Origin of the sequence: Sorangium sp. So ce385, assembly GCF_051474135.1 — a bacterium.
Taxonomy (GTDB): Bacteria; Myxococcota_A; Polyangia; order Polyangiales; family Polyangiaceae; genus Sorangium; species Sorangium cellulosum_D.
On the sequence record NZ_CP150337.1, the window covers coordinates 12,512,334 to 12,534,894 of the forward strand.

Below are 22,561 nucleotides of genomic sequence, written 5' to 3' on the forward strand. Positions count from 1 at the left end.
CGCGGCGCGAGCGCGGCGCTCTCGCGCCGGGGCGCGCGGGCGCGGCGCGCCGTGTCGCGCGGGCGCGAGAGCGCCGCGCCGTGTCGCGCGGGCGCGGCCGCCCCGCGGCGTGAAGCCGTGCGCGAATTTGGCCGCCGGGCACGCGGCCCACTAGCTTGCTCCCATGCGCCGCGCGTCCCGATGGCTGCTCTCGGCGGTGATGGCCCTGACCACCCTCACGGCCTCGCCAGCGTCGACCTTCGCCCGCGACACCAAGGTCGAGTGGAAGAGCGTCGACGTGCCCGCGGGCGAAGGCCAGGCCCAGCGGGCGCGCGCCCTGCGCGGCCTGCTCAAGAGCGCCGCGAAGAAGGCGGATTTCGGCAAGGCGAAATCGGTCGTGCTGAGCGCGCGCGTCGCCGAGTTCACCTCGGTCACGCGGGGCGACGTGCACCGCGTGACCTGCACCATCGTCGGCCGCGTCGTCGGCGGCCCCACCGCCCGCTCGCGCATCTCGTTCGGCGGCAGGCCGTCGGAGCGGCAGGCGCTGGAGAAGCAGGTGCTCTCGATGGTCGCGAGCGGCGTCGTCGGCCGGCTCGCCGCCATCGTCCGCGCCCGCGCGGACGACAAACGCGCGCGCGCCTCCGCCGACTGACCCCGCGCTCGAGATCGCGCCGCGCCGGCCTCGACCCCGTCCGGGATCTGGACTACGACGGCCCGCGCGTCATGGAACTGGACCGGATGGTGAGCGAGCTCTTCGAGGAGGAGGAGCTCGCCCGCGAGATGGCGCGGAAGCTGATGGCGATGGCGCAGCGCTCCGCGGACGAGGCCAGCGCCGAGCGCGGGAGCCTGCTCGCGTTCCTCCGCGGTCCGATGGAGCGGCACATGCGCTACGAGGAGGCCTCGATCTTTCCTCATTTCCAGGCCCGCGGGCTCGCCGACGAGGTCCAGGTCGCGCTGAAGCAGCACGCCGCCGTGCGCGAGGCGACCGAGGCGCTGGCGAACGTCGCGCAGGCCGGCGACGTCGCGGGGAGCATCGTCAATGTCGCCCGCCTGCTCCTGCACCATACAAATTTCGAGGGCGACTACATTTATCCGGAGCTCACCCGCGACGAGTGGCGCGAGCTGATGAAGGAAACCGTTCGTCAGGGGATCTGAGGTGGTACGCAGGAACTCGACACAGATGTTCCCCTCGACGTAGGCTTTTGCCGCCGTGTCTACCGCAGCTGGTCAGGTGCTGAGCGAGCGCTACCGCCTCATCCGACCCGTGGGGCAGGGCGCGCAAGCCTCGGTGTGGGTCGCCGAGCACCTGGCGCTCGGCACCCAGGTCGCCGTCAAGCTCATCGATCCCGAGCTCGCGAAGCAGGAGGACGCCCGCGAGCGGTTCCGCCGTGAGGCGACCGCTGCAGCGCAGCTGCGCAGCACCCACGTCGTGCAGATCCTCGATCACGGCATCGAGGGCGAGCAGCCGTTCATCGTGATGGAGCTGCTCGAGGGCGAGGACCTCTTCGAGCGGCTCGCGCGGAGGCGCCGCCTCACGCTCCAGGAGACGTCGAAGATCGTGACGCAGGTCGCGCGCGCGCTCACCCGCGCGCACGGGGCCGGCATCGTGCATCGCGACCTCAAGCCGGAGAATTTTTTCCTCTGCGCGAACGAGGACGACGAGGTCGTCAAGATCCTCGACTTCGGCATCGCCAAGGTGGGCCACGGGAAGCGGGCCGCCCAGCGCACCACGGTCGGGACGCTCATGGGCACGCCGCACTACATGAGCCCGGAGCAGGTGAAGGGGCTCCGGGAGGTCGACTTCCGCGCCGACCTGTGGGCGCTCGGCGTGATCGTCTACCAGTGCGTGACGGGCGAGCTCCCGTTCGACAGCGAGGGGGTCGGCGACCTGCTCATCAAGATCTCGCTCGGCGAGATCCCGGTGCCCTCGCGGGTGAACCCGGAGCTGCCGCCGAGCTTCGACGCGTGGTTCGCGCGCGCGTGCGATCGCGATCCGGAGCAGCGCTTCAGCAGCGCGCGCGACCTCGCGGAGGCGCTCGCCCGCATCGCCGAGCTGTCGACCGAGACGGCGGCGAGCAGCGTGAGCTCGCCGCGGCCGCCGCCGATGCCGCCCCGCGCCTCGCCGACGCGCCCGCCGGCGGCCCCGCCGCGGCCGGCGATGGGCTCGACGATCCCCAAGGCGCCGCCGCTGCCCCAGGTGGGCGACCCCGTCGGCGCCATCTCGACGCGCTCGCCCGAGCGGCGGCCGAGCGAGCAGGCCGCGGAAGCGGCGGCAGCTCCGCTGTCGGCCCGGCCGAGCGTGCGGGTCCCGGCGCGGCCGAGCGAGCGGCCGCCGGCGCCGCCGCGGCTCACCGAGCGGCCGCCGCTCAGCGAGCGCTCGCCGCTGTCGGCCAGGTCCGGGGAGCGGCCTCCGATGCCGCCGAGGGCCACGGAGCGACCGCCGGCGCCGCCGCGCCCCACCGAGCGGCCTCTGACGCCGCCGCGCGCCACCGAGCGGCCTCCCCCGGCGCCGCCGCGCGCCGCCGAGCGGCCTCCGGCGGCGTCGCTGGCTCAGGTCGCCGAGCAGCCGCCGGCGTCGTCCCAGCGGATCGAGCGGCAGCCGCCCAGCGAGCGCGCGCCGCTGTCGTCGCGGCTCGGGGATCGACCGCCGGCGCCGCCGCGGCGCAACGACAGCGCGTCGCAGCGGGCGCCGCTCTCCGCGGGCACGCCGCTCCCTCCGAGCGCGCCGCCCTCCGCGGGCACGCCGCTCGCCACCGGGACACCGCGCTCCATGAGCGCGCCGCTCCCTCCGAGCGCGCCGCCCTCCGCGGGCACGCCGCTCCCTCCGAGCGCGCCGCTCCCTCCGAGCGCGCCGCTCCCTCCGAGCGCGCCGCCCTCCGCGGGCGCGCCGCTCGCCACCGGGGCGCCGCTCTCCGGGCCGCCGAGCAGCGCGTCGCCCGCGGCGGACGGGGTCGAGGCCCCGCCTGGCTCGGAGCCGCTGGCGCTGGCGCGCAGCAAGATGCCCCGGAGGGAAGCCGACAGCGCGCCCTCGCTCGTCGACGTCGACATCGAAGAGTTCGACGACGACGCGATCGACACCGACGTGGACGAGCCCTGGGCGGCGCCGTCCGCGCCTGCGGCGCACGCCCCGCCGGCCGACGCGGCGCCCGCCTCCGGCAAGCCCGCCGCCCACGTGCCGGCCGTGCCCGCCGCCCACGCGCCGGACGAGCCCGCAGGTCCTGCGCCGGCCGTGCCCGCGCTGCCGGCGCTCCAGAGCGGCGCGCCCGTCGCGCCGAGCGCGCCCGTCGCGCCGAGCGCGCCCGTCGCGCCGAGCGCGCCCGACGAGCCGCCGCCCGCGGCGCAGACGCCGCGCGCGCTCTCGCCGCACGAGGCCGATCCGCGCGCGGCCTCGCGCGAGCACGACGAGCCTCCGGGCCCCGAGCTGCCGGAAGAACCCCGCGACAGCGTCCGACGAGCGGCCGTCGCGGCGGCCGTGGCCGCGCCGCCCCCCGCCTCGGTGCGCGCGCCGCGGCCGCTCGAGCCCCCGGTCGCGCCAGCCGTCGCCCCACCGGCGCGCGCCGTGCCTTCCGGCGAGACGCCGGAGCACTGGATGAAGGCATCCAGCGTGAGCGGGCTGGCGCAGGAAGGCGAGCTTCCGGAGTTCGACCCCGGCTCGCGTCGGCGCCGGCGCGTCCGCTGGGCGGCGCTCGCGCTGGTGGCCCTCGCCGGCGTCGTCGCCTGGCAGGTCCTCCGCTCGCAGCGGCTGCCGCAGAGCGCGCCGGCGGCCGAGAGCCAGACCCCGCCGCCCGCCGCCGCGCCGGCGCCGGCGCCGCCGCAGGAGCCCGCGCCGGCGCCGCCGCAGGAGCCCGCGCCCCAGCCCAGCGCCACGGCGTCGGCCCCGCCGGCGGCCGCGCCCGCTGCACAGCCGTCGGCCAGCCCCTCCGCGACGGCCGCGCCGCGGAAGCGGCGCCCGACGCCGCCGAAGAGGCCGCGCAAAGAGCCGGCCAAGGTGGACGACCTGACGATCGAGATCCCGACCCCGCCCTCGGAGCCGGCCGGGGAAGAGCCGGCCTCGCCCCCCGGAGAGTCGCCGTCCCCGACGGCGGCCCCTCGCCAGGAAGAACCGGCCTCGCACGCAGAGTGAAGAGCGGATGGAAACGACGGCATACCAGCAGTACTCCGAGGAATCCGGCGACTGGTTGAGGAAGGGGAGGGCTCGGCTGCTGGCGCACCTGGTGCGCGAGTTCGGCCCCGGACGGCGGCCCCTCGAGCTGCTGGAGGTCGGCGCTGGGGTCGGCCAGAACCTGGGTGTCCTCGCGGAGTTCGGGGCCGTCGACGCGAACGAGGTGAGCCCCCTCGGCCAGGAGGCGATCGCGAAGGCGGGCACGGCGAGGACGCTCTACAGCGCGCCGCTCCCGTTCGAGCTCGACCGGCGCTACGACGTGATCTGCGCGCTCGACGTCATCGAGCACATCGAGGACGACCGCGCCGCGCTCCGCTGGATCCACGACCACCTGAGCCCTGGCGGGATCTTCGTCGCCACGGTGCCCGCGTATCCGTGGTTGTTCAGCGATCACGACCGCGCGCTGCAGCATTTCCGCCGGTACACCGCCGGCAGCTTCCGCGCCGCGCTGCCGGCCGACTTCCATGTGGAGGCGTGCGCTTACTTCAACCAGCTCCTCTTCCCGGCCGCGGTCGGCTCGCGCGCCGTCTGGAGCGCCGCGCGCAAGCTGCGCCCGGGCAAGACCAGCATGAAGCAGCCTTCGCCGAAGTCCGGCCTCGCTTCGTCCGCGCTCGAAGCGGTCCTTCGCGCGGAGGTCGATCTCATCGCGCGCGGCCGCCGGCCGAGCTTCGGGCTGTCGGTCTTCTGCGTGGCGAGGCGCACGGCGGCCTGAGGTTGGGCCCCCGTTCCCGGGCCTCCCGCGGCCCCGGGATCGCCGCCTCGGCAACCGCGCCGCGGCAAAGGGGCCTCCCGCGACGGGCCGCGCCGCGGCAACGGCCTCCGCGACGGGCCGCGCCGCGGCAACGGCCTCCCGCGACGGGCCGCGCCGCGGGAGGGGCTTCCGCGACGGGCCGCGCCGCGCCGCAGGCGCGCTTCAGCGCCTGCCGGGGAGGTCCTCGTCGTCGTCGGGCTCCGGGGCCAGATCCGGCTCCCCGGGGGTCGGCTCCGGCGCCGGCGCCGCGGCCGGCGCGCTCACCTCGCCGTCCTTGCGCAGGTAGAGGTCGAGCTTCCCCTTCCCACCGAGGAGCACGCGCCGCTTGGCGGCGAGCTTGAAGTCGCTCCGGGCCGAGGTGGGCAGCGAGTGACACTTCGGATCGACCACGGCGAACCCCGCCCGCTCCAGCAGCGCCGCGGCGCTCTCGCCGGCGGGGGGACCGCTCACCCGGGGCGCGGGGTACGCGCGGTTGTTCGGCCCGAAGACCGGCACCGTCAGGTCGCTGAGCTCGTAGAGCCCCGACTTGTAGGCATTGCCGCAGCCCAGGTACGCGACGGTGGTGGGGAACGGGGCTTGCGGGTCGGGGGGCGGGCCCATCTCGGCGAGCGTCATCCCGCCGTGCTTCGCGTGCTTCACGGTGCGCTTGAGCGCGAAATCGAAGAACATGAGATCTCCGGCGACCGTGTCCCACCCCTTGCTGACCTGGGTATCCCAGGCGACGTGGGTCACCCCCATGCCCTTCAGGAGGTCCCAGACCTCGCGGGGCGTGCGCAGCCGGCCATAGCTGATGCCGTATTGCCAGCCGTTCCAGTCCGACAGCGTCTCGGCGCCGATCCCGAGGTGGTTGTGGTTGTCGTGCAGCAGCACGCGCGCGCCCTTGGGGAGCGCCCGGGAGATGGACTGGAACGTCGGGTAGACGTCGAATCGCTGCGCGTAGCGCTTCGCGTAGCCCTGGGAGAGGAGCTCGATCACGGCCTTGATCGGCGACTTCACCATCGCGTGGCCCGGGATGAAGTACACGTCGCCCGCCCAGACGACCTGCAGCCCGACCAGCGTGCCGAGGCCCGTCCTCGTCGCGAGGACGGCGAGCCTGCTGTCGCCTCCCGCGCGCCAGACGAGCGCGATCATCGCCGCGGTCGCGGCCGCCATCTGCGGGACGATGGCCTGGAGATACCTGTCCTGGTGGTGCGTCCAATACCAGCAGAGGAGCCCGACCTGAACGTAGCCGACGAGCGCCCAGACGCGCCGCGTCCCCTTGAGGAACGGCAGGCAGAGGAGCAGCAGCGTGTAGACCGACCCGAAGGTGGGGACCTTGCCGTGGAACTTCGGGTAATCGTTCGGGATGAAGGAGAAGTCGACGAGCGCCTTGAGCGTCCTCAGCACCCCGTCCAGGCTCCGCTCCGGCCGCCAGAACTGGTAGTCCTTGTAACCCCACTCGAAGATGTTGGCCGCGTCCGGCGTCCAGGGGTTCAGGGGGAGGATCTTGTACAGCGTGGGATAGAGCGGATCCGCGTAATAGACCCAGTTCTTCGCCCAGTGCGTGGAGGTGAAGAGCAGGCCCGCGGCGACCGCGACGAGCGGGCCGAGGTACCAGTTCTTGCGGATCGCGGGGGCGGCCTGGCCACGGAGCGAGCGGTAGGCGAGGACGAGCGTGCGCGCGCCGAGGAGGAGCGCCGGGAAGGGGACCAGGATGACCGCGCCGGTGTACTTGGTGAGCCCGGCGCCGGAGATCATCATCATCATCAGCGCGATGAAGCGCGGCGAGAGCTCCCGGTAGGCGCGGATCATCAGGGTGAACGCCGGGAGCGCGAAGATGGAGGCGATGTGGTCGCCGCCGACGCTCAGGCTCGAGTCGTAGAGGAAGATGCCGGGGAAGAGGAAGCGCGCCGTCCACGAGAGCCGGAGGGCGTAGGGCCCGAGCCCGCGGGGGACCATCAGCCGCACGGCGGCCGGGATGGCGACGAGGGTCCAGAGGAACCCCACGAACTCCATGTGCGCGGCGAGCTCGACCTTGTCGAACAGGAGCCCGCGCGGCAGGAGGAAAGCCCACGAATAGACGAACGTCGCGAAGTGCGGATAGGTCTCGACCGTCCAGCCCTCCGGGAAGCGGCGAATGCCCCCCGTGACGGCGTACTCCTCGGCCAGCGCCAGGTGCTTCCAGCGCGAGTCGAACTGGACGTTGTCGGGCGTGAGGATGACGAAGTACACCATGCCCACGCCGAGCAGCCCGAGCGCGAGGATCCCGTAGGTCCATAGCGGCGCGGGCGGCGCCCTCCGCTGCGCGCCGCGGACGTGGCGGGTGACCCGCGTCAGATAGCCCCGGAGCGGCGCGAGCCCGGCGCCGAGCATCGCGAGCGGCAGGACCACGAAGAGCACAGGGCCGTAGAGCTTGAGGAGCCCGGCCACGCTCATGAGGAACGCGAACTCGAAGACGCCGATGGCGAAGCTCGTGGCGAGCTGCTCCACGATCGGCAGGGAGCGGCCGACAACGAGCTTGAGCGTCAGGTGGCCCGCAGAGACGCAGGCGGCCGTCCACAGCCCGCAGAGGAGCCAATAGCCGGCATAGCGCCAGAAGAGCCAATGCTGAATGGGATAGAAGCGATGGACGAAGCTGGCGAAGAAGGCGATGGCACCGAGCAGGAGGACCGGCACGGCGATCTGCCGGACGCGCTCCCAGCGCTCACGCGCGCTTCCCGAGATTCTCGGCGTGGGCGGGGTATCCATCAGCGCTTCGCAAACCAGGTGGGCTCGACCATGAGCCCGCTCCTAGCTTGCTGCGCGCTGGATGACCAGCAGGAACGTGCCCGCGCCGTCCCTGAGCAGGAATCCACACCCGGAGGGCCGCGCTGCCCGGGAGCCGTGTCCCGCAGCCCGCCCGGGCCGCAGGGCGCCGTTCCGTGCGCGCCGCCCTAATTGAGCAGCTTCCTCGAGAGGTGCTTGACCGCCTCCTGCGCCGCGTGTCGCAGCGCGACCTCAACCGCCTTGGAGGACGTATCGCCGCGCACGAGGATGGCGCAATTGTCCCCTTCGGCCTCGAACGACGCGAGGGGGAGCTCCTTCGCCGCCTCTGCTGCACGGATCGGCACCTGCACAGCAAGCGAGCCGACCTCGAGCTCCACGAACCCCACCAGCTCCGACTTGGATAGGTTCTGCATGGTTCGAACGTGGGTCGTCCACAGGGGCTTAGCAAGGTCAGGTTTTTCCTGCTTGTCGGTGGGATTGAGCTCCACCTGAAGCGGCAGAACACGTGCGCGTCAAGCGCCGCCGGCGGCGCTGGCGGCGGACCCGCGACGCACGGCGTGCGACGCGGTGCGCACCGGTCCGGACGCCGTGCTTGACGCGATCGTCGCGCCCGTCGCGTTCCTCGCGCCCGTCGCGCTCCTCGCGCCCCGTCGCGTTCCTCGCGCACCGTCGCGTTCCTCGCGCCCGTCGCGCTCGTCTCGCCCGTCGCGTTCCTCGCGCCCCGTCGCGCACTTCCGCACGGATGACCGCTCTCGCGTCAGTTCTTCAGGGAGGTCAGCTCGTCGGCCATGATGCTGCGGTGGTGGCGGTAGACCTGGAGCACGATGGCCAGCGCGATCGCCGCCTCGCTCGCGGCGAGGACGATGATGAAGACCGTGAACACCTGGCCAGACACGCCGCCCGCGACGAAGTGCTCGAACGCGACGAAGTTGAGCGCGGCGGCGTTGAGGATGAGCTCGACGCCGAGGAGGATGCCCACCGCGTTCTTCCGCGTCATGACGGTGAACAGCCCGAGGCCGAAGAGCGCCGCGGCGACGCTGAGGTAATGGATGAGCCCGATCTCCTCCATCGCCTACTCCCTCTCCCAGGCGCGCCTGACGGCGCGGCGCGCGAGCACGACCGCGCCGATCATGGCGCCGAGCAGGACGATCGAGCCGAGCTCGAACGGGAGCAGGTACTCGCCGAGGAACGCGTGGCCGAGCTTGGCGGTGGACGGCATCGCCGGCTTGGCCTCGGCGGGCCAGGGCGTCCGGGTCGCCACCCGGCCGAGCACGAGGAGCACCGCCGTGACCAGGACGAACGCCACGGCGGCGCCGCCGCGCGGGTTCGAGATCTTCATCTCGGCGATGCGGCTCGTGAGCATCACGGCGAAGAGGATCAGGACGAGCGTGCCGCCCACGTAGACGAGCACCTGGGTGGCCGCGAGAAAATCGGCCGACAGCGTGACGTAGAGCCCCGCGATGCCGAGGAACGTGCCGAGCAGGGCCAGCGCGGAGTGGATGATGTTCCTGGAGAACGCCACGAGCCCGGCGGAGCCGAGCGTCAGCGCGGCGAGCCCGAGGAAGGCGAGTGCGCTCAGGGAGGGCATGCGGTGAGGGCCGCGACGTTAGACCGCTGGCCATCCCCCATCAAGGGCGACGCCCCGCGACGGGCGACGCACTGGACGACGCACTCGCTCAGGCGCCGGCTCCGGCCTCTCCGCCAGCGGCTTCGGTCGCCGCTCCGGCGGCCTCGGCGTCCTGCTTCCGGGCGCGCTCCCTGCGCCAGATCGCGCGCAGCTCCTCGAGCGCGGCGGGGTTGTCGCGCATGGCGCGCTCGCGGGCCTCGCGGGCGTGCGGCCCGTACTCGCCGACAGGGACCTCGCCGAGGTCCTTCGGCGCCTTGTACAGCGGGACCAGCCCCTCCGGGATGAAGCGGAAGGTGAGGTGGTCGAGCGTCGGCGCCGCCCCCTCGAACTCGCGCGTGTGGCGGATCGCGCCGGTCGACTCGGTCTTGCACGCCTCGACGCAGAGGCCGCAGTACATGCACTTGCCCATGTCGATGTCGAAGCGGCTCATCGCCTGCTTCTTCGTCGCCGGATCCTTCTCCAGGTCGATGGCGATGCACTCGATGGGGCACGCGCGCTCGCAGCGCTTGCAGCCGGTGCAGATGTCCATCTGCACCTCGAGGAAGCCGCGGTACCGCGGCGGGAGCATCTCGCTCACGGGTCGGTCCGTCTTGTCCGGATACTGGACGGTGATGGGCTCCCGGAACAGATGGGAGAACGTGACGGCCATCCCTTCCAGGATGGTGCTGGCCGCGCTGGAGATGCTCTTGATGTACTGGGCGAGATCCATGGCCGGTGCCTCTCCGGGACCTGACGCGCTCGGGCATACCCCCCGCAGGAGCGAGGCGCCACACCGACCAGGCTAGCAGACGCGCCCTCCTCGATTGCGTCCGGGCGTAGAGCCAGGCCGCCCGCCGCCGTCCGCGCCGGGCTTGCGCGGGGCCGGCGCGGCGCCGCGTGGACGGCCGCGGCCGAACGGCGCCGCGCGCGTCGAGAGGCCGCGGAGAGCGCGGAGTCCGCGGCGGACCCGTCCTCTCCTGTTGACGCGCCCCCCGGGTGGCGATCATGGTCCTCGAATGACGCAGCTCCCCTTGTCGGGAACGTTCACCGCCCTGGTCACGCCGTTCACCCCTGATGGCGAAGCCGTCGATTTCGAAGCGCTCACCGCGCTCGTCGAGGCCCAGATCGCGGGCGGCGTCAGCGGGCTCGTGCCGTGCGGGACCACGGGCGAGTCGCCGACCCTGAGCGAAGCGGAGACGACCGCGGTCATCCGGCGCGTCGTCGAGGCGGCGCGCGGCCGCGTGCCGGTGATCGCGGGGACGGGCTCGTTCTCGACGAAGAAGACGATCGAGGCCTCGCGCGCCGCGCTCGCCGCCGGCGCGGAGGGCGTGATGATCGTGATGCCGTACTACAGCAAGCCCTCGCAGGACGGGCTCCGCGAGCACACCCTGGCCGTGGCCAAGGCCGTCGCGGGGCCGGTCGTGCTCTACAACATCCCGGGGCGAACGGTGATCGACCTCTCCGCCGAGACGACCGAGCGCATCTGCGCCGCCGCGCCCAACGTCGTCGCCATCAAGGACGCCACGGGCAACGTGCTCCGCTGCCAGGAGCTGGTGCGGCGCCTCGGCGATCGGCTCACGGTCCTGTGCGGCGACGACGCGCTGACGCTCGCGATGATGGCGCTCGGCGCGCAGGGCGTCATCAGCGTCACGTCGAACGTGCTGCCGCGCGAGACGAGCGCGGTGACCCGGCGGTTCTTGGCCGGCGACCTCGCGGGCGCGCGGGCGGCCCACCTCGCGCTGCTGGAGATCCACGGGCTCATGTTCATCGAGCCGAACCCCTCCCCGGCGAAGGCGGCGCTGGCCGCCCTGGGCCGCATGAGCCCCGCCGTCCGGCTGCCCCTCTCGCCGGCCGGCGAGGCGACCCGGCAGCAGATCGCCGAGGCGATGAAGCGGCTCGAGGCGAGGCGCGAGGCGACGTGAAGTCGAACGGCGATCATCGAGGCGTACCGATGGGCGCGCTCTTGGGAACCGGCCAGGGAGAAGAGGCTCGCTTGCTGAAGGTCGCGATCCACGGCGCGAGCGGGAAGATGGGGCAGGCGATCGTCCGGCTCGCCGCGAACGAGCGCGCGCAGGTCGTGGGCGCGATCGTGTCGCGCGGCTCCTCCCGCATCGGCCGCGACGTCGGCGAGCTCGCGGGGACGGGCACCATCGGCGTCGCGATGAGCGACGACACCAGCGCCGGGCTGCTCGGCGCGGACGTGGTCATCGATTTCTCGCGGCCCGAGGCGCTCCCCCGGCTCCTGCACCTCGCGATGCGGGCCAAGGTCGCGGTGGTCAGCGGCACGACGCGCCTCGACGGCACGTGCGAGCGGCTGCTCGAGGAGGCGGCGCAGCACGTCCCGGTCCTCTGGTCGCCGAACACGAGCATCGGCATCCACGTGCTCGCGGAGATCGCGGCGAGCGCGGCGCGCCGGCTCGGGCCCGGCTACGACGTCGAGATCGTCGAGGTGCACCATCGCGCCAAGGTGGACGCCCCGAGCGGCACGGCCGTGCGGCTCGCCGAGGCGCTGCGCGAGGCCCGCGGCGGCGAAGGGGCCGCGGCGCTCGCCGACGTGCACGGCCGCGAGGGCAACGTCGGCCCCCGCAAGGCGAACGAGCTCGGGATCTTCGCCGTGCGCGGCGGCGACGTCATCGGCGACCACACGGTCCACCTGCTCGGCCCCGGCGAGCGCCTCGAGCTCACGCACCGCGCCACGAGCCGCGATCTCTTCGCGCGCGGCGCGCTGCGCGCGGCGTGGCACCTGCACGGCAAGCCGCCCGGCCGATACACGATGGCCGACGTGATCGGGGGCTGAGGCGGCGCCGCCGGGCGAAGGACCGGCGATCGGCGATCCGGCGCGCCGCGCGGACAGCACAATGTGGTCAGCGACGGGCCGCCGCACTAGGCTGCCGCGCTCGTATGGAGACGCTCGCTGCGCGGGTCGCACGTGCCGGTCCTTTGCCGGACAGGGACGCGGTGGGCTGGGTCGTCCGTCTGGCGAAGCGGATCGAGAGCCTGCACGGGCGCGGGACCGTGCACGGCCGCCTGTCGGCCGCGTGCGTGATCATCGAGGACGAGCGGTGCACGTCGCGGGGGTGGCTCTCCGATCCGCTCGCGACGCCGGCCTTCGTGGGTTACCGCTCGCCGGAGCGCGCGGCGGGCGAGGGACCGTCGCGCCGGGACGACACGTGGGCGCTCGCGGTCACCCTGTACGTTGCGCTCTCGGGGACGCTCCCCTTCCCGGCCGAGAGCGACGGGGAGCTCCGCCGCAAGCAGAGCGCCGGCGATGCGCCGCGGGTGACGCCGCCGGGGGCGGCGGGCGACGCGCTGTGGCGCGTCCTCGAGCAGGCGCTCGCGCGCGACGCGAAGCGACGGATCGTCGAGGTGGCGGCGCTGCGTCGCGCGCTGGAGGCGGCGCGGCCGAGCGACGACTTGGGCGAGCTGCCGCCGCTCGACGAGCACGCGGTCGCGGCGCCGACGAGGACCGTGCCGGCGCCGCGACCGTCGAACAGCGGCCTGCGGGGCGCGTCGAGCTCGCAGCCGCCGCCGCGCAGGAGCTCGCCGCCGCGCGAGAGCTCGCCGCCGCGCGAGAGCTCGCCGCCGCGCAGGAGCGCGCCGCCCCGTGAGAGCGCGCCGCCCCGCGAGAGCGCGCCGCCCCGCGAGAGCGCGCCGCCCCGTGAGAGCTCGCCGCCGCGCGAGAGCTCGCCGCCCCGTGAGAGCGCGCCGCCGCGCAGGAGCGCGCCGCCCCGCGAGAGCTCGCCGCCGCGCAGGAGTGCGCCGCCCCGCGAGAGCGCGCCGCCGCGTGGGAGCTCCAGCTCACAGCCGCCACGCGGGAGCTCGCCGCCCCGCGGCCGCACGAGCTCGCTGCCGCCGGGCAATGCGAGCTCCACGGCGCGCCGTACGCCGTTGCCGCTCCACGGGCTCGCGGCCCTCGGTCTCCGGTCGACGGGCGCGCCGACCACCCCGGTCCCCGAGGCGCCAGAGCGCCGCTCGACGGCGCCGGCGGTCTCGCCTGCCGCACCGCCGGGGCACGCCGACGCCCCGAGGGCGGACGCCTCCAGCGGCCCGCCCGGGGCGGCTGTTGCGGCCGCGCCGCCGGAGCAGCCGCTCCTCCCGCCCAGCACGGCGGAGCAGCCGCCTCTTGCTCACGCGCCGGCGGAGCAGCAGCCCTTCCCGCCCAGCGCGGCGGAGCAGCCGTCCCTTGCCCTCGCACCGCCGGAGCAGCCGCCCCTCCCGCCCGCGCCCGCGGAGCAGCCGCCCCTCCCGCCCGCGGAGCAGCCGCCCCTCCCGCCCCCGCCCGCGCCGCTCGCCACCGCCGACGAACCGGCGAGCCGGCGGTCCAGCCGCGCTCGGCCCGCCCGCGTCGACAGCGGGCTGCCCCCGGCTCCGTCCGCGCTGGCGACCGACGGCGCCGCCGCGCACGTCGGCGTGCCCGATGCGCCGCGCACCCCGGCGCCCGATCGGGGCGCAAGCCGCAGCGCGCCCTCCGCGGCGCGCCGCGTGGCCGTGCTGGCCCTGTACACCGTGGTCTTCGCGGGCGCCGCTGCGGTGGCCTGGTTCTGGATGCGCCACCGCGATCCCGCACCACCGCAGCCATCTCTCCCCGCCTTGGCTGCCGGCTCGGACGCCGCTCCCGCCGCCTGCGCCGCCCCCGCGGCGCCGAGCGCCCCGGCAGCCGAGGACGCCGCCGTCACGGGCGACGCGGCCGCGGCGGCGCCGGTGGACGCCGGCGCGGCGAGCGCGGCGCCGGACGCCGCGGCCACGGCGGACTTCGCCGCCTGCGCGATGCCGATCTTTCCGGGCAAGGGCGTCGACGCCGCGACCGCGGGCCAGCTCGGGTTCCTCTGCACCGAGGTTGACCCGATGAAGGGCGTCGCGGCGCTCAAGGGCCACCTCGCCAGGGCCGCCGGGCCCGAGGGGATCTCGGACGCGACGAAGGAATGGGGCGTGCTCGGCTGGTACGACATGGCGGCGCTCGCCGCCCTGCGCGCCCGCTGCTGCCACGCCCCGCCGCCCCTCGCGCTGCCCCGCGCGCCGGAGGGCTGCGTCCCGCTCGACGAGGCGCTGAACGACCTCGGCGCGGCCGTCGCGTCCGCGTCTGCGCCGGACGATCGGGCCGTCGCGAAGGCGTCCCGCCGGTACACGCGGGCAGCCCAGTGCGTCGTGCGCGTCGGCGCGGCGACCTGGTACGGACGCAAGAGCAAGCCGAATGGAGGCGAGGCGAGCGCCTTCAAGAAGGTGCTCGCGCGCGCGCTCCGGCAAACGGCGCAGGCCCGCTGAGACGCGCAATCCGGGTCGGGGCGCGTCGGGGCGCGGTCCGGGCAGGCGCGCCGCGCGCGGCCAGGCTCGAACGCCGCGCGCAGCGGGGGCGGGCCGCGCGCAGCCGGGGCGGCCCGCGCTCGGCTCGGCCCGCGCTCGGCTCGGCCGGCGGTGGCGGCCGGCGGCGGGCCCGGCGCGCAGCGCTGCCCGGTCCCTCGACCGCCTCGCCGGACGGGCGGTTCTGGGGTAGCGTCCGCGGTCCCATGTCCAACGAAGCGAGCGATCTCCTGCTCGAAATCGGCGTCGAGGAGCTCCCCTCGTCGTTTGTCGAGGCCGCGCTCCGCGCGCTCCCGGATCTCGCAACGAAGCGCCTCGCGGAGCTCAGGCTCCGCCACGGCGCGATGCGCGCGCTCGGCACCCCGCGGCGCCTCGCGCTGCTCGTCTCCGGGGTCGCGGCGCGCCAGCCCGACCTCGAGGAGGAGGTCACCGGCCCGCCGGTCAAGGCGGCCTTCAAGGACGGCGCGCCCACCAAGGCGGCCGAGGCGTTCGCGCAGAAGCTCGGGTGCGCGGTCGCCGATCTGCGGCGCGTCGAGGGGCCGAAGGGCGAGTACCTCGCGGGCACGCGGCGCGAGGCCGGCAGGCCCGCGGCCGATCTCCTCCCCGAGGTCCTGACCTCGCTCGTCGCGGCCATCCCCTTCCGCAAATCGATGCGCTGGGGGAACGGCGAGTTCGCGTTCGGCCGCCCCATCCAGTGGCTCGTCGCGCTCTCCGGCGCCGACGTCATCCCCGTCGAGATCGCCGGCGTCCGCAGCGGCCGCACGAGCCGCGGCCACCGCTTCCTCGCGCCTGGCGAGATCACCCTCGGCGCGGCCAAGGACTACGTCGAGGCGATGCGCGCGGCGCACGTGATCGTCGACCCCAGCGAGCGCGCGCGCCTGATGCGCGAGCGCCTGCTCGCCGCCGCGCGGGACGCCGGCGGGGCGCTCATCGAGGACGACTTCCTGATCGGCGAGAACCTGTCCCTCGTCGAGGAGCCGCACGTCATCATCGGCAGCTTCGAGGAGCGGTTCCTCGAGCTGCCCGAGCGGGTGATCCTCGAGGTCGCGCGCGGGCACCAGCGCTACTTCGGCGTCCGCGACGCGAAGACGGGCGCGCTGCTCCCGAAGTACCTCGCGGTCGTCAACACCGCGGAGGCGCCCGAGAAGATCAAGAGCGGCAACGACAAGACGATGCGCGCGCGCCTCTCGGACGCGCAGTTCTTCTACCGGGAGGACGTCAAGCTCCCGCTCGCCAGCCGGCGCGAGAAGCTCGGCGGCATCGTGTTCCAGAAGCGGCTCGGCAGCGTGCTCGCGAAGGCCGAGCGCGTCGAGCGGCTCGCCCGCGAGCTCGGCCTGCTGCTGATGCTGCCCGAGCCGACGCTCGTGGCGGCCGCCTCGGGGGCGCACCTCGCGAAGTGCGACCTCGTCGCGCTGATGGTCGGCGAGTTCCCCGAGCTCCAGGGCGAGATGGGCCGCGCCTACGCGCTCGCCCAGGGGGTCAGCCCCGAGGTCGCCGACGTGATCCGCGATCACTACCTGCCGAAGGGCGCCGCGGACGCGACCGCGCCGACGCACGCCGGCGCGCTGGTCGCGATCGCCGATCGGCTCGACACGCTCGTCGGCTGCTTCGCGATCGGGCTCATCCCCACGAGCACGGCCGATCCGTACGGCCTCCGCCGCGCCTGCCTCGGCGTGCTGCGCACACTCCTGGATCGCGACCTCGATCTGCGCCTCGGCGCCGCGTTCAGCGCCGCGTACGACGGCTACGCCGGCGTGAAGCTCGACGCCTCGCGCGAGTACCTCACGGCGCGCCTCGGCGAGTTCTTCGTCGAGCGGCTGCGCGGCCTGCTCTCCGATCGGCTCCCGCCGGACGCGGTCCTCGCGTGCCTCCCCGTCGCCGCGGGTCGCCCGCTCGATCTCCGGGCGCGCGTGCGCGCGATCGACGCGCTCAGCCCCGAGGTCCGCGCCCGGGTCGGCGAGGTCTTCAAGCGGGCGACGAACATCGCCGACAAGGCCCCGCCCGGCGAGCCGGTCGCGCCGTTTGGCCAGGACGTGCACGCGAGCGAGACCGCGCTCTTCGCGGGCTACCTCAAGCTGCGCGAGCAGATCGCGTCGGACGTCCGGAGCGGCGCGTACGACTCCGCCTTCAAGGCGGTGGCGGACTTCGCGCCGCTCCTGCACCAGTACTTCATCGACGTGTTCGTGATGACCGACGACGCGGCCGTGCGCGACAACCGCCTGCGGCTGATGCGCGCCCTGTCGGAGACCTGCGCGAGCCTGGCGAGGCTCGAGCTGCTCGGCGAGGCGCCGCGCGCGGCGTCCTAGCGGCGCCCGGGCCCGACCCACACCGAGCGCCGCCGGGCGCGACAGCCCGGGCGGCGCGCCGTCCGACCGGCGGGCCTCCTCCTCGGCGGCGCCGCCGGCCAGCGGCGCCGCCGGCCAGCGGCGGCGGCCCGGGGGCGCGTCACCCCTCGACGAGCTTCAATCCGATGATCCCGACCAGGATCACCGCGAGGAACGCGAGCCGGAGCGGCGACGCGCTCTCGCCGAGCGCGACGATCCCCGCGAGCGCCACCCCGAGCGCGCCGACGCCGACCCACACCGCGTAGGCGGTCCCCATCGGCAGGGTCTTCAGCGAGACCGACAGCAGGAAGAAGCTCAGCGCCGCGCCGCCGATCCCGACCAGGCTGGGCCACAGCCGCGTGAAGCCGTCCGTGTACTTCAGCGCGGTGGCCCACACGATCTCCAGGAGACCGGCGCCGATGAGCAGAGCCCAGGCCATCGCGCTGTCAGGCCGCGAAGCCGCCGTCGACCGAGATCGTCGCGCCGGTGATGAAGCGCCCGCCCTCTCCGGCGAGGTGGGCGACCGTGGCGGCGATATCGTCGCCGGTGCCGTAGTGGCCGACGGCGAGCTGGCTCCGCTGCTCGTCCGCGCCCGGGCCGCTGGCCGGGTTCATGTCGGTGTCGATCGGGCCCGGATGAACGACGTTGGCGGTGATGCCGCGCGGCCCGAGATCGCGGGCGAGACCCTTGGTGAGGCCCACCAGCGCCGCCTTGCTCATCGAATACAGGGTGATGCCCGGCCCCGGCACCCGGTCGGCCAGGCAGCTGCCGATGCTGATGATGCGCCCGCCCGCGCCCATGTGCCGCGCCGCGGCCTGGGCGGCGAGGAACGAGGCCCGCACGTGGATCGCCAGCGTCCGGTCCACCTGCTCGAGCGTCAGGGCCTCGAGCGGCCCCATGATGGCGATGCCGGCGTTGTTGACGAGGATGTCGATCCGACCGAGCTCGGCCACGGTCCGCTCGACCGCGTGGACGACCTGCGCCGGATCCGCGCTGTCCGACGCGATCGCCAGCCCCCGCCGACCCGCCGCCTCGACCTCGGCGACCACCGCGCGCCCCTTCTCCGGGGCGCTCACATACGTAAGCGCCACATCCGCCCCGTCCCGCGCCAGCCGCTTGACGATCGCCGCGCCAATCCCGCGGCTGCCTCCGGTCACCAGCGCCACCTTGCCAACGAGCTCCGACATGTCTACCTCATTTCTGTGTCGATCAGCACAGAACGTATACTCCGCCGGGCGGCGAGGGGTCAACCGATTTATTTACCGATCGACACAGAAAGGTTGTCGTGATGGCCGGACGGGGACGTCCACGCGGCTTCGACCGGGCCGCTGCGTTGCGGCGGGCGATGGAGGTGTTCTGGGAGCGGGGCTACGAGGGCACGTCGCTCAGCGATCTCACGGCCGCGATGGGCATCAACTCGCCGAGCCTCTACGCCGCGTTCGGCTGCAAGGAGGCGCTGTTTCGCGAGGCGGTGGCGCTCTACAACGAGGTCGAGGGCGCGGCGGCGGGCCGGGCGCTCCGCGAGGAGCCGACGGCGCGCGGGGCGGTCGAGGCGATGCTGCGCAGCAACGTGGAGGCGTACGCGAGCCCGGGGAAGCCGAGCGGCTGCATGATCGTGCTGGCCGCGACGCTCGGCACGCCGGAGAGCGAGGGCGTGCGCAGCCACCTCGCCGCGTGCCGGCGGGGCGCGCTCGACGAGCTCCAGCGGAGGATGGATCGCGGCGTCGTCGAGGGCGACCTGCCGGCGGGCACCGATACGGCGGCGCTCGCCGCCTTCTACACCACGGTGCTCCAGGGCCTCTCCATCCAGGCCCGCGACGGCGCCTCGCGCGAGGCGCTGGAGGCGATCGTCGACTGCGCCATGGCCGCCTGGGATGCGCTGGCGCGGCCGCGCGCTGCGGTCTGAGCGGGCCGGCGGCCGGGCGCCGCCGGCGGCTCCAGCGCTCCCGCCCTGCGTCGCGCTACACGGTCTCGGGCACGAGGATCCGCTTCGTGCCCTTCCCTCGCTTCTGCTTCTTCGCGGGCTTCTGCTCCAGCCCGAGCTGCTTCCCGATCGCCTTGCGCGCCTCGCGCGCGACCTTCCGGACCCGCTTCGCCTCTTCCTGGGTGATCACGCCGTCCCTTGCGGCCGCGTCGACCGCCGCCCGCACCTTGGCCTGGACCTCATCGAGCGCCTTCCGGACCTCGGCGCGGCGCGCGTCCGGGACGCCGCCCTTCTGCATCTTCGCCTCGACCTTCGCGCGCTGCTTCGCGATCTTCTCGTCGACCCCCTTGCTGAAGCGGGCGGCGTCCTGCGGGAACGGGGCCGCGCCCTTGCGCAGGCCCTGGCGCGGCGCCTCCGCGGCCGCCGCGGTGGTCTCCTCGGCAGCGGCGGCGGCCGGGGCCGCGACCGCCGTGAGGGCGGCGAGCGCGGCGAGCGTTGATGCGATGCGAGGGAGCTTGTTCATCATCCTGCCTCTCGAGATGACACCGTGCGGTGCGAGACTGAGGTCGCGTCACGAGCCGCGGCCCCGAGGGCGCCGCGCGCTCGCCCCGTGGGACGTGGAGCGAGCGACGCTATTCCCGCCTCGCGGAGATCGCCAGTCCGGCGCCGAGCGCCAGGCTGGCCGCACGGACGGGGATGCCGGCAGGAGCACCTCCGCGACGGCTGAGGCCGCACGCCGCGACGCTTCGCGCCTCGCCGCCGTCACGCCAGCGCGCTTGCCCTCCTCGGGGAGGCCGCGCGGCCGCCGCTCGCCGCCATCGACAGCAGCCGGCTGACGCGCTCCTCGGTCGTCGGGTGCGTCGAGAACCACTTCAGCACGGAGCTCGCCCCGGCGAGCGGGCTCACGATGAAGAGGCTGGCCGTGGCCGGGCGGGCGGACTCGGCGGGGATGAGCGCCACGCCGTGCTCCAGCTTGGAGAGCGCGCTGGCGAGCGCCTCCGGGTCGCCGCACAGCTTCGCCCCGGTCTCGTCCGCCATGTACTCGCGCGAGCGCGAGATGCCGAGCTGAACGAGCGTGGCCGCGATGGGAGCGACGATCGCGAGCGCCAGCCCGCCGAGCGGGCTCTCCCCCTCCTCGTCGTCCGATGAGCCGCCGAACAGCCCGGCGAAGCTCACGGCGTGCGCGATCCACGTGATGCCGGAGGCGAACGCCGCCGCGATGGTCGACACAAGGATGTCGCGGTTCTTGATGTGCGCGATCTCGTGCGCGAGCACGCCGCGCAGCTCGCGCTCGGTCAGGAGCTGCATGATCCCTTCGGTCACCGCGACGACGCCGTGCTCCGGGTTGCGCCCGGTGGCGAAGGCGTTCGGCTGCGCGTCCGGGATGACATAGACCCGCGGCTTCGGGATCTCCGCCCGCCGCGAGAGCTCCTCCACCATCCGGTGCAGGCCGGGCGCCTCCTCGGGCGAGACCTCGGCGGCCCGGTGCACCGCGAGCACGATGCGATCCGACATGAAATAGGCGCCCAGGTTCATCGCGAGCGCGAGCACGCCGAACAAGACGAGGTACCCCGGCCCGAGCGCCCCACCGATGGACACCAGGATTGCCGACATGACGCCGAGCAACAGGATCGTCTTGATCTGATTCTTCATGAAACTCGTCACCTCCACGGAACGGAGCGCTGCAAACGCTGCTCCCACAACATCGATGTGTCGTGCACCGCGGCTTTGCAATGCCGCGTGCCAGCCGATCAGCAGGCGTCACGGCCCGTCAATTCCCGAGGTGGCCGTCCTGACCGGCCGGCCCGTTTCGCCGCCCCATTTCGCCGCGATCGCCCCATTTTGCCCCGTTCGCGATCCCCCGGAGCGGGTCTCGCTCGAGCTTCGTGCAGACGTCTCCCGTCTCCCCTCTCCCGTCTCCCGTCTCCCGTCTCCCTCCCCCGTCCCCCGTCTCCCGTCTCCCCTCTCCCGTGTTCGTCCTTCGTGCGCGTGCGCGTGCGCGTGCGCGATTCTCCGGCGCCAGCGCGCACGCGCACGCGCACGCGCACGAAGAGGAGCACGGAAGACGAAGGACGGAAGACGGATAACGGGAGACGGGAGACGGGAGACGGGAGACGGGAGACGGGAGACGGATGACGGATGACGGAGACGCGGAACGGCGGTCAGGCCTGCCAGATCGCCAGCAGCCACACCGCGATCCCGGCCGCACACACCGCGAGCCCCGGAACGGCCCGCGGCCACACCCACTGGCCCGTCACCGTCACCGCGCGCCGCACCACCCAGATGGCGCCCGCGACCCACGCCACGAAGGCCGCCACGAGCGCGACGACCCAGCCGACCCGCGGCGCGTCGTCCCGCGCGAGCGCGGCGAGGTGCTCCCGCGCGACCACCGCCGCGGGCTCGGTCCGGGTGCCCGGCGGGCGCGGCGCGGCCGCCGAGAGCCGGGCGATCGCCGCGTTGGCCTGCTCCAGATCCTCGGCGTGCGGCGTCGTGAGCCACCGCGTCTCGAGGGCGGCCGTGCGCACCGCGCGCCAGGCGAAGAGCGCCGTGTCGGCCTGGCCGAGCCCCTCCGCCGCCGTCGCGAGCGCGATCAGCCGCTCGTAGGCCACGCGGACGTGCGGGGCGCCGGGAGCGTACCAGGCCGCCGCCCGCCGGGCGTGGAGCGCCGCCGCGTGCGGATCGCCGGCGAGCAGGGCGGCCGTGCTCTCGGCGATCTCCCGCTCGCCGGCGACCACCACGCGCAGCGACGCCGCGCCGAGGAGGAAGCCGGCGACCGCGATGGCGCGCACGACGCCGAGCACGACCGAGAGCTTCACAGAAAATCGCGCTTCTTGAAGACGAACGCCGCCACCGAAAGGAGCCCGAGCGCCCAGCCGGCGCACGTGATCGACGCCCACCCCAGGTAGACCAGGAGGTTCGCGTCGGCGACCTCGCCCGCGAGCAGCGGGCGGGGCGGCACGTAGATCTGCAAGTTGGGCACGACCCGGGAGAGGGCGCGCCCCGCAGCGCTGATCTGGGGGCCGAAATACTTCACCGGCAGCTGGGCGAGCGAGTCGGCGTTGCGCCCGACGAGGAAGATGCCGAGCGTGAGCAAGGCGGACAGGAACGGCGTCGAGAACGAGGAGAACAGCGTGGCCACGGCCGCGACGATGCCGACCTCGAGGAACGCGAGCGCGCTGCCGGCCAGGACGACGCGCCGCTCCGTGGGGGCGCCGGCCGAGAGGACGACGCCGAGGACGAGGAAGACCGCCGACCACGGGATGAACCCGTACGTGCGCAGCAGCGGAGAGCGCCACGCGCCGAGGCCGAGCGCCGCGAGCGAGGCGGCGCCGGCGCCCACGACGAGCGGGAGCGAGCGGCCGGACAGGACGGCGCTGATCAGCAGCACGAGCCCGGTGTCGGCCAGGATGAACACCGCGAGCGTGAGCAGCGTGCCGAGGTACTTGCCGACGAGGTACTCGCCGCGGCGGACCGGGCGGGCCAGGATCGGGAAGATCGTCTTCTGCTCGAGCTCGCGGTACAGCGACGTCGCGCCGATGATGACCGCGACCGCGATGCTGAACAGCGAGATCGACGCGACGCCGAGATCGCTGACCACGCGCGCCCCGTTGCGGAGCGTGTAGGCGCCGACGATGATCGAGTAGAAAGCGACCGCGAAGGCCACGCCCGCGAGGCCGATGAGGATGCGCGCCCGAAGCGATTCCCGGTAGGTGTTGAGGGCGATCGCAGAGATGCGGCCGAACATCGGGGCGACGTTAGCAAGGGACAGGGG

Annotated in this window: 20 protein-coding genes; 9 read left to right on the forward strand and 11 right to left on the reverse strand. The window is 74.3% G+C overall.

Features of this window, described 5'->3' with window-relative positions:
* Positions 1 to 163 precede the first annotated feature (163 nt).
* The 4 genes from WME83_RS45860 to WME83_RS45875 all read left to right on the forward strand — a co-directional run bounded on the left by WME83_RS45860 (position 164) and on the right by WME83_RS45875 (position 4,853).
* Positions 164 to 631: a hypothetical protein gene (locus tag WME83_RS45860; protein WP_437316017.1), complete on the forward strand. Its 468-nt coding sequence runs from the start codon at positions 164 to 166 to the stop codon at positions 629 to 631.
* Between the two features lie 71 nt (positions 632 to 702).
* Positions 703 to 1,134, forward strand: a complete 432-nt coding sequence (locus WME83_RS45865; RefSeq protein ID WP_437316018.1) for a hemerythrin domain-containing protein — start codon at positions 703 to 705, stop codon at positions 1,132 to 1,134.
* A gap of 55 nt (positions 1,135 to 1,189) precedes the next feature.
* The gene (locus WME83_RS45870) at positions 1,190 to 4,102 is read left to right on the forward strand and encodes a protein kinase domain-containing protein (RefSeq protein WP_437316019.1); all 2,913 of its coding nucleotides are present in this window, start codon (positions 1,190 to 1,192) and stop codon (positions 4,100 to 4,102) included.
* A 7-nt stretch (positions 4,103 to 4,109) separates the two neighbouring features.
* Entirely contained in the window at positions 4,110 to 4,853 is a 744-nt protein-coding gene (locus WME83_RS45875; RefSeq protein WP_437316020.1) for a class I SAM-dependent methyltransferase, read from the forward strand.
* 201 nt (positions 4,854 to 5,054) lie between these two features.
* Here WME83_RS45875 and WME83_RS45880 read toward each other — a convergent pair whose 3' ends face one another.
* From WME83_RS45880 to WME83_RS45900, 5 genes are all read right to left on the reverse strand, one after another.
* Positions 5,055 to 7,619 carry a hypothetical protein gene (locus WME83_RS45880; RefSeq protein ID WP_437316021.1) on the reverse strand — a complete coding sequence of 855 codons (2,565 nt, stop codon included), beginning with the start codon at positions 7,617 to 7,619 and terminating at the stop codon, positions 5,055 to 5,057.
* A 185-nt stretch (positions 7,620 to 7,804) separates the two neighbouring features.
* The gene (locus WME83_RS45885; RefSeq protein ID WP_061622229.1) at positions 7,805 to 8,050 is read right to left on the reverse strand and encodes a hypothetical protein; all 246 of its coding nucleotides are present in this window, start codon (positions 8,048 to 8,050) and stop codon (positions 7,805 to 7,807) included.
* 344 nt (positions 8,051 to 8,394) lie between these two features.
* Positions 8,395 to 8,706: an NADH-quinone oxidoreductase subunit NuoK gene (gene nuoK, locus WME83_RS45890; protein ID WP_020741059.1), complete on the reverse strand. Its 312-nt coding sequence runs from the start codon at positions 8,704 to 8,706 to the stop codon at positions 8,395 to 8,397.
* A gap of 3 nt (positions 8,707 to 8,709) precedes the next feature.
* Complete coding sequence (locus WME83_RS45895; protein WP_437316022.1) at positions 8,710 to 9,225, reverse strand: NADH-quinone oxidoreductase subunit J family protein; 516 nt, start codon at positions 9,223 to 9,225, stop codon at positions 8,710 to 8,712.
* Positions 9,226 to 9,313: 88 nt separating this feature from the next.
* Complete coding sequence (locus WME83_RS45900; protein ID WP_437316023.1) at positions 9,314 to 9,973, reverse strand: NuoI/complex I 23 kDa subunit family protein; 660 nt, start codon at positions 9,971 to 9,973, stop codon at positions 9,314 to 9,316.
* Between the two features lie 286 nt (positions 9,974 to 10,259).
* Here WME83_RS45900 and dapA point away from each other — a divergent pair, with 286 nt between their 5' ends.
* The 4 genes from dapA to glyS all read left to right on the forward strand — a co-directional run bounded on the left by dapA (position 10,260) and on the right by glyS (position 16,847).
* On the forward strand, positions 10,260 to 11,165 hold the full coding sequence (gene dapA, locus WME83_RS45905; RefSeq protein WP_437316024.1) for a 4-hydroxy-tetrahydrodipicolinate synthase: 906 nt from the start codon (positions 10,260 to 10,262) through the stop codon (positions 11,163 to 11,165).
* A 71-nt stretch (positions 11,166 to 11,236) separates the two neighbouring features.
* Entirely contained in the window at positions 11,237 to 12,040 is an 804-nt protein-coding gene (dapB, locus tag WME83_RS45910) for a 4-hydroxy-tetrahydrodipicolinate reductase (protein WP_437316025.1), read from the forward strand.
* A 104-nt stretch (positions 12,041 to 12,144) separates the two neighbouring features.
* A complete protein-coding gene (locus tag WME83_RS45915) occupies positions 12,145 to 14,505 on the forward strand; it encodes a hypothetical protein (protein WP_437316026.1) in 2,361 nt (786 codons plus the stop codon).
* Between the two features lie 242 nt (positions 14,506 to 14,747).
* Complete coding sequence (gene glyS / locus WME83_RS45920; RefSeq protein ID WP_437316027.1) at positions 14,748 to 16,847, forward strand: glycine--tRNA ligase subunit beta; 2,100 nt, start codon at positions 14,748 to 14,750, stop codon at positions 16,845 to 16,847.
* Between the two features lie 139 nt (positions 16,848 to 16,986).
* Here glyS and WME83_RS45925 read toward each other — a convergent pair whose 3' ends face one another.
* A complete protein-coding gene (locus WME83_RS45925; RefSeq protein WP_437316028.1) occupies positions 16,987 to 17,304 on the reverse strand; it encodes a DMT family transporter in 318 nt (105 codons plus the stop codon).
* Between the two features lie 7 nt (positions 17,305 to 17,311).
* Complete coding sequence (locus tag WME83_RS45930) at positions 17,312 to 18,052, reverse strand: 3-oxoacyl-ACP reductase family protein (protein ID WP_437316029.1); 741 nt, start codon at positions 18,050 to 18,052, stop codon at positions 17,312 to 17,314.
* A 101-nt stretch (positions 18,053 to 18,153) separates the two neighbouring features.
* On the opposite strand from WME83_RS45930, the gene WME83_RS45935 reads away from it, so the two are divergent.
* Entirely contained in the window at positions 18,154 to 18,771 is a 618-nt protein-coding gene (locus WME83_RS45935; RefSeq protein ID WP_437316030.1) for a TetR/AcrR family transcriptional regulator, read from the forward strand.
* 55 nt (positions 18,772 to 18,826) lie between these two features.
* Here WME83_RS45935 and WME83_RS45940 read toward each other — a convergent pair whose 3' ends face one another.
* The 4 genes from WME83_RS45940 to WME83_RS45955 all read right to left on the reverse strand — a co-directional run bounded on the left by WME83_RS45940 (position 18,827) and on the right by WME83_RS45955 (position 22,534).
* Positions 18,827 to 19,315, reverse strand: coding sequence for a hypothetical protein (locus WME83_RS45940; RefSeq protein WP_437316031.1), 489 nt, complete (start codon positions 19,313 to 19,315; stop codon positions 18,827 to 18,829).
* A 236-nt stretch (positions 19,316 to 19,551) separates the two neighbouring features.
* Positions 19,552 to 20,442, reverse strand: coding sequence for a zinc metalloprotease HtpX (locus tag WME83_RS45945; RefSeq protein WP_437316032.1), 891 nt, complete (start codon positions 20,440 to 20,442; stop codon positions 19,552 to 19,554).
* 509 nt (positions 20,443 to 20,951) lie between these two features.
* On the reverse strand, positions 20,952 to 21,605 hold the full coding sequence (locus WME83_RS45950; protein WP_437316033.1) for a hypothetical protein: 654 nt from the start codon (positions 21,603 to 21,605) through the stop codon (positions 20,952 to 20,954).
* Positions 21,602 to 22,534, reverse strand: coding sequence for an ABC transporter permease (locus tag WME83_RS45955; protein WP_437316034.1), 933 nt, complete (start codon positions 22,532 to 22,534; stop codon positions 21,602 to 21,604). Before WME83_RS45955 ends, WME83_RS45950 begins: the two co-directional genes overlap by 4 nt.
* Between the last annotated feature and the right edge of the window lie 27 nt (positions 22,535 to 22,561).

Bases quoted from the DNA above. Each gene is read 5' to 3' on its own strand.
- WME83_RS45955 (WP_437316034.1), bottom strand. From the start codon at position 22,534: ATGTTCGGCCGCATCTCTGCGATCGCCCTCAACACCTACCGGGAATCG.
- WME83_RS45895 (WP_437316022.1), bottom strand. From the start codon at position 9,225: ATGCCCTCCCTGAGCGCACTCGCCTTCCTCGGGCTCGCCGCGCTGACG.
- dapA (WP_437316024.1), top strand. From the start codon at position 10,260: ATGACGCAGCTCCCCTTGTCGGGAACGTTCACCGCCCTGGTCACGCCG.
- WME83_RS45915 (WP_437316026.1), top strand. From the start codon at position 12,145: ATGGAGACGCTCGCTGCGCGGGTCGCACGTGCCGGTCCTTTGCCGGAC.
- glyS (WP_437316027.1), top strand. From the start codon at position 14,748: ATGTCCAACGAAGCGAGCGATCTCCTGCTCGAAATCGGCGTCGAGGAG.
- WME83_RS45945 (WP_437316032.1), bottom strand. From the start codon at position 20,442: ATGAAGAATCAGATCAAGACGATCCTGTTGCTCGGCGTCATGTCGGCA.
- WME83_RS45875 (WP_437316020.1), top strand. From the start codon at position 4,110: ATGGAAACGACGGCATACCAGCAGTACTCCGAGGAATCCGGCGACTGG.
- WME83_RS45885 (WP_061622229.1), bottom strand. From the start codon at position 8,050: ATGCAGAACCTATCCAAGTCGGAGCTGGTGGGGTTCGTGGAGCTCGAG.
- WME83_RS45935 (WP_437316030.1), top strand. From the start codon at position 18,154: ATGGCCGGACGGGGACGTCCACGCGGCTTCGACCGGGCCGCTGCGTTG.
- WME83_RS45860 (WP_437316017.1), top strand. From the start codon at position 164: ATGCGCCGCGCGTCCCGATGGCTGCTCTCGGCGGTGATGGCCCTGACC.
- WME83_RS45900 (WP_437316023.1), bottom strand. From the start codon at position 9,973: ATGGATCTCGCCCAGTACATCAAGAGCATCTCCAGCGCGGCCAGCACC.
- WME83_RS45930 (WP_437316029.1), bottom strand. From the start codon at position 18,052: ATGTCGGAGCTCGTTGGCAAGGTGGCGCTGGTGACCGGAGGCAGCCGC.
- WME83_RS45940 (WP_437316031.1), bottom strand. From the start codon at position 19,315: ATGATGAACAAGCTCCCTCGCATCGCATCAACGCTCGCCGCGCTCGCC.
- WME83_RS45925 (WP_437316028.1), bottom strand. From the start codon at position 17,304: ATGGCCTGGGCTCTGCTCATCGGCGCCGGTCTCCTGGAGATCGTGTGG.
- WME83_RS45880 (WP_437316021.1), bottom strand. From the start codon at position 7,619: ATGGATACCCCGCCCACGCCGAGAATCTCGGGAAGCGCGCGTGAGCGC.
- nuoK (WP_020741059.1), bottom strand. From the start codon at position 8,706: ATGGAGGAGATCGGGCTCATCCATTACCTCAGCGTCGCCGCGGCGCTC.
- WME83_RS45865 (WP_437316018.1), top strand. From the start codon at position 703: ATGGAACTGGACCGGATGGTGAGCGAGCTCTTCGAGGAGGAGGAGCTC.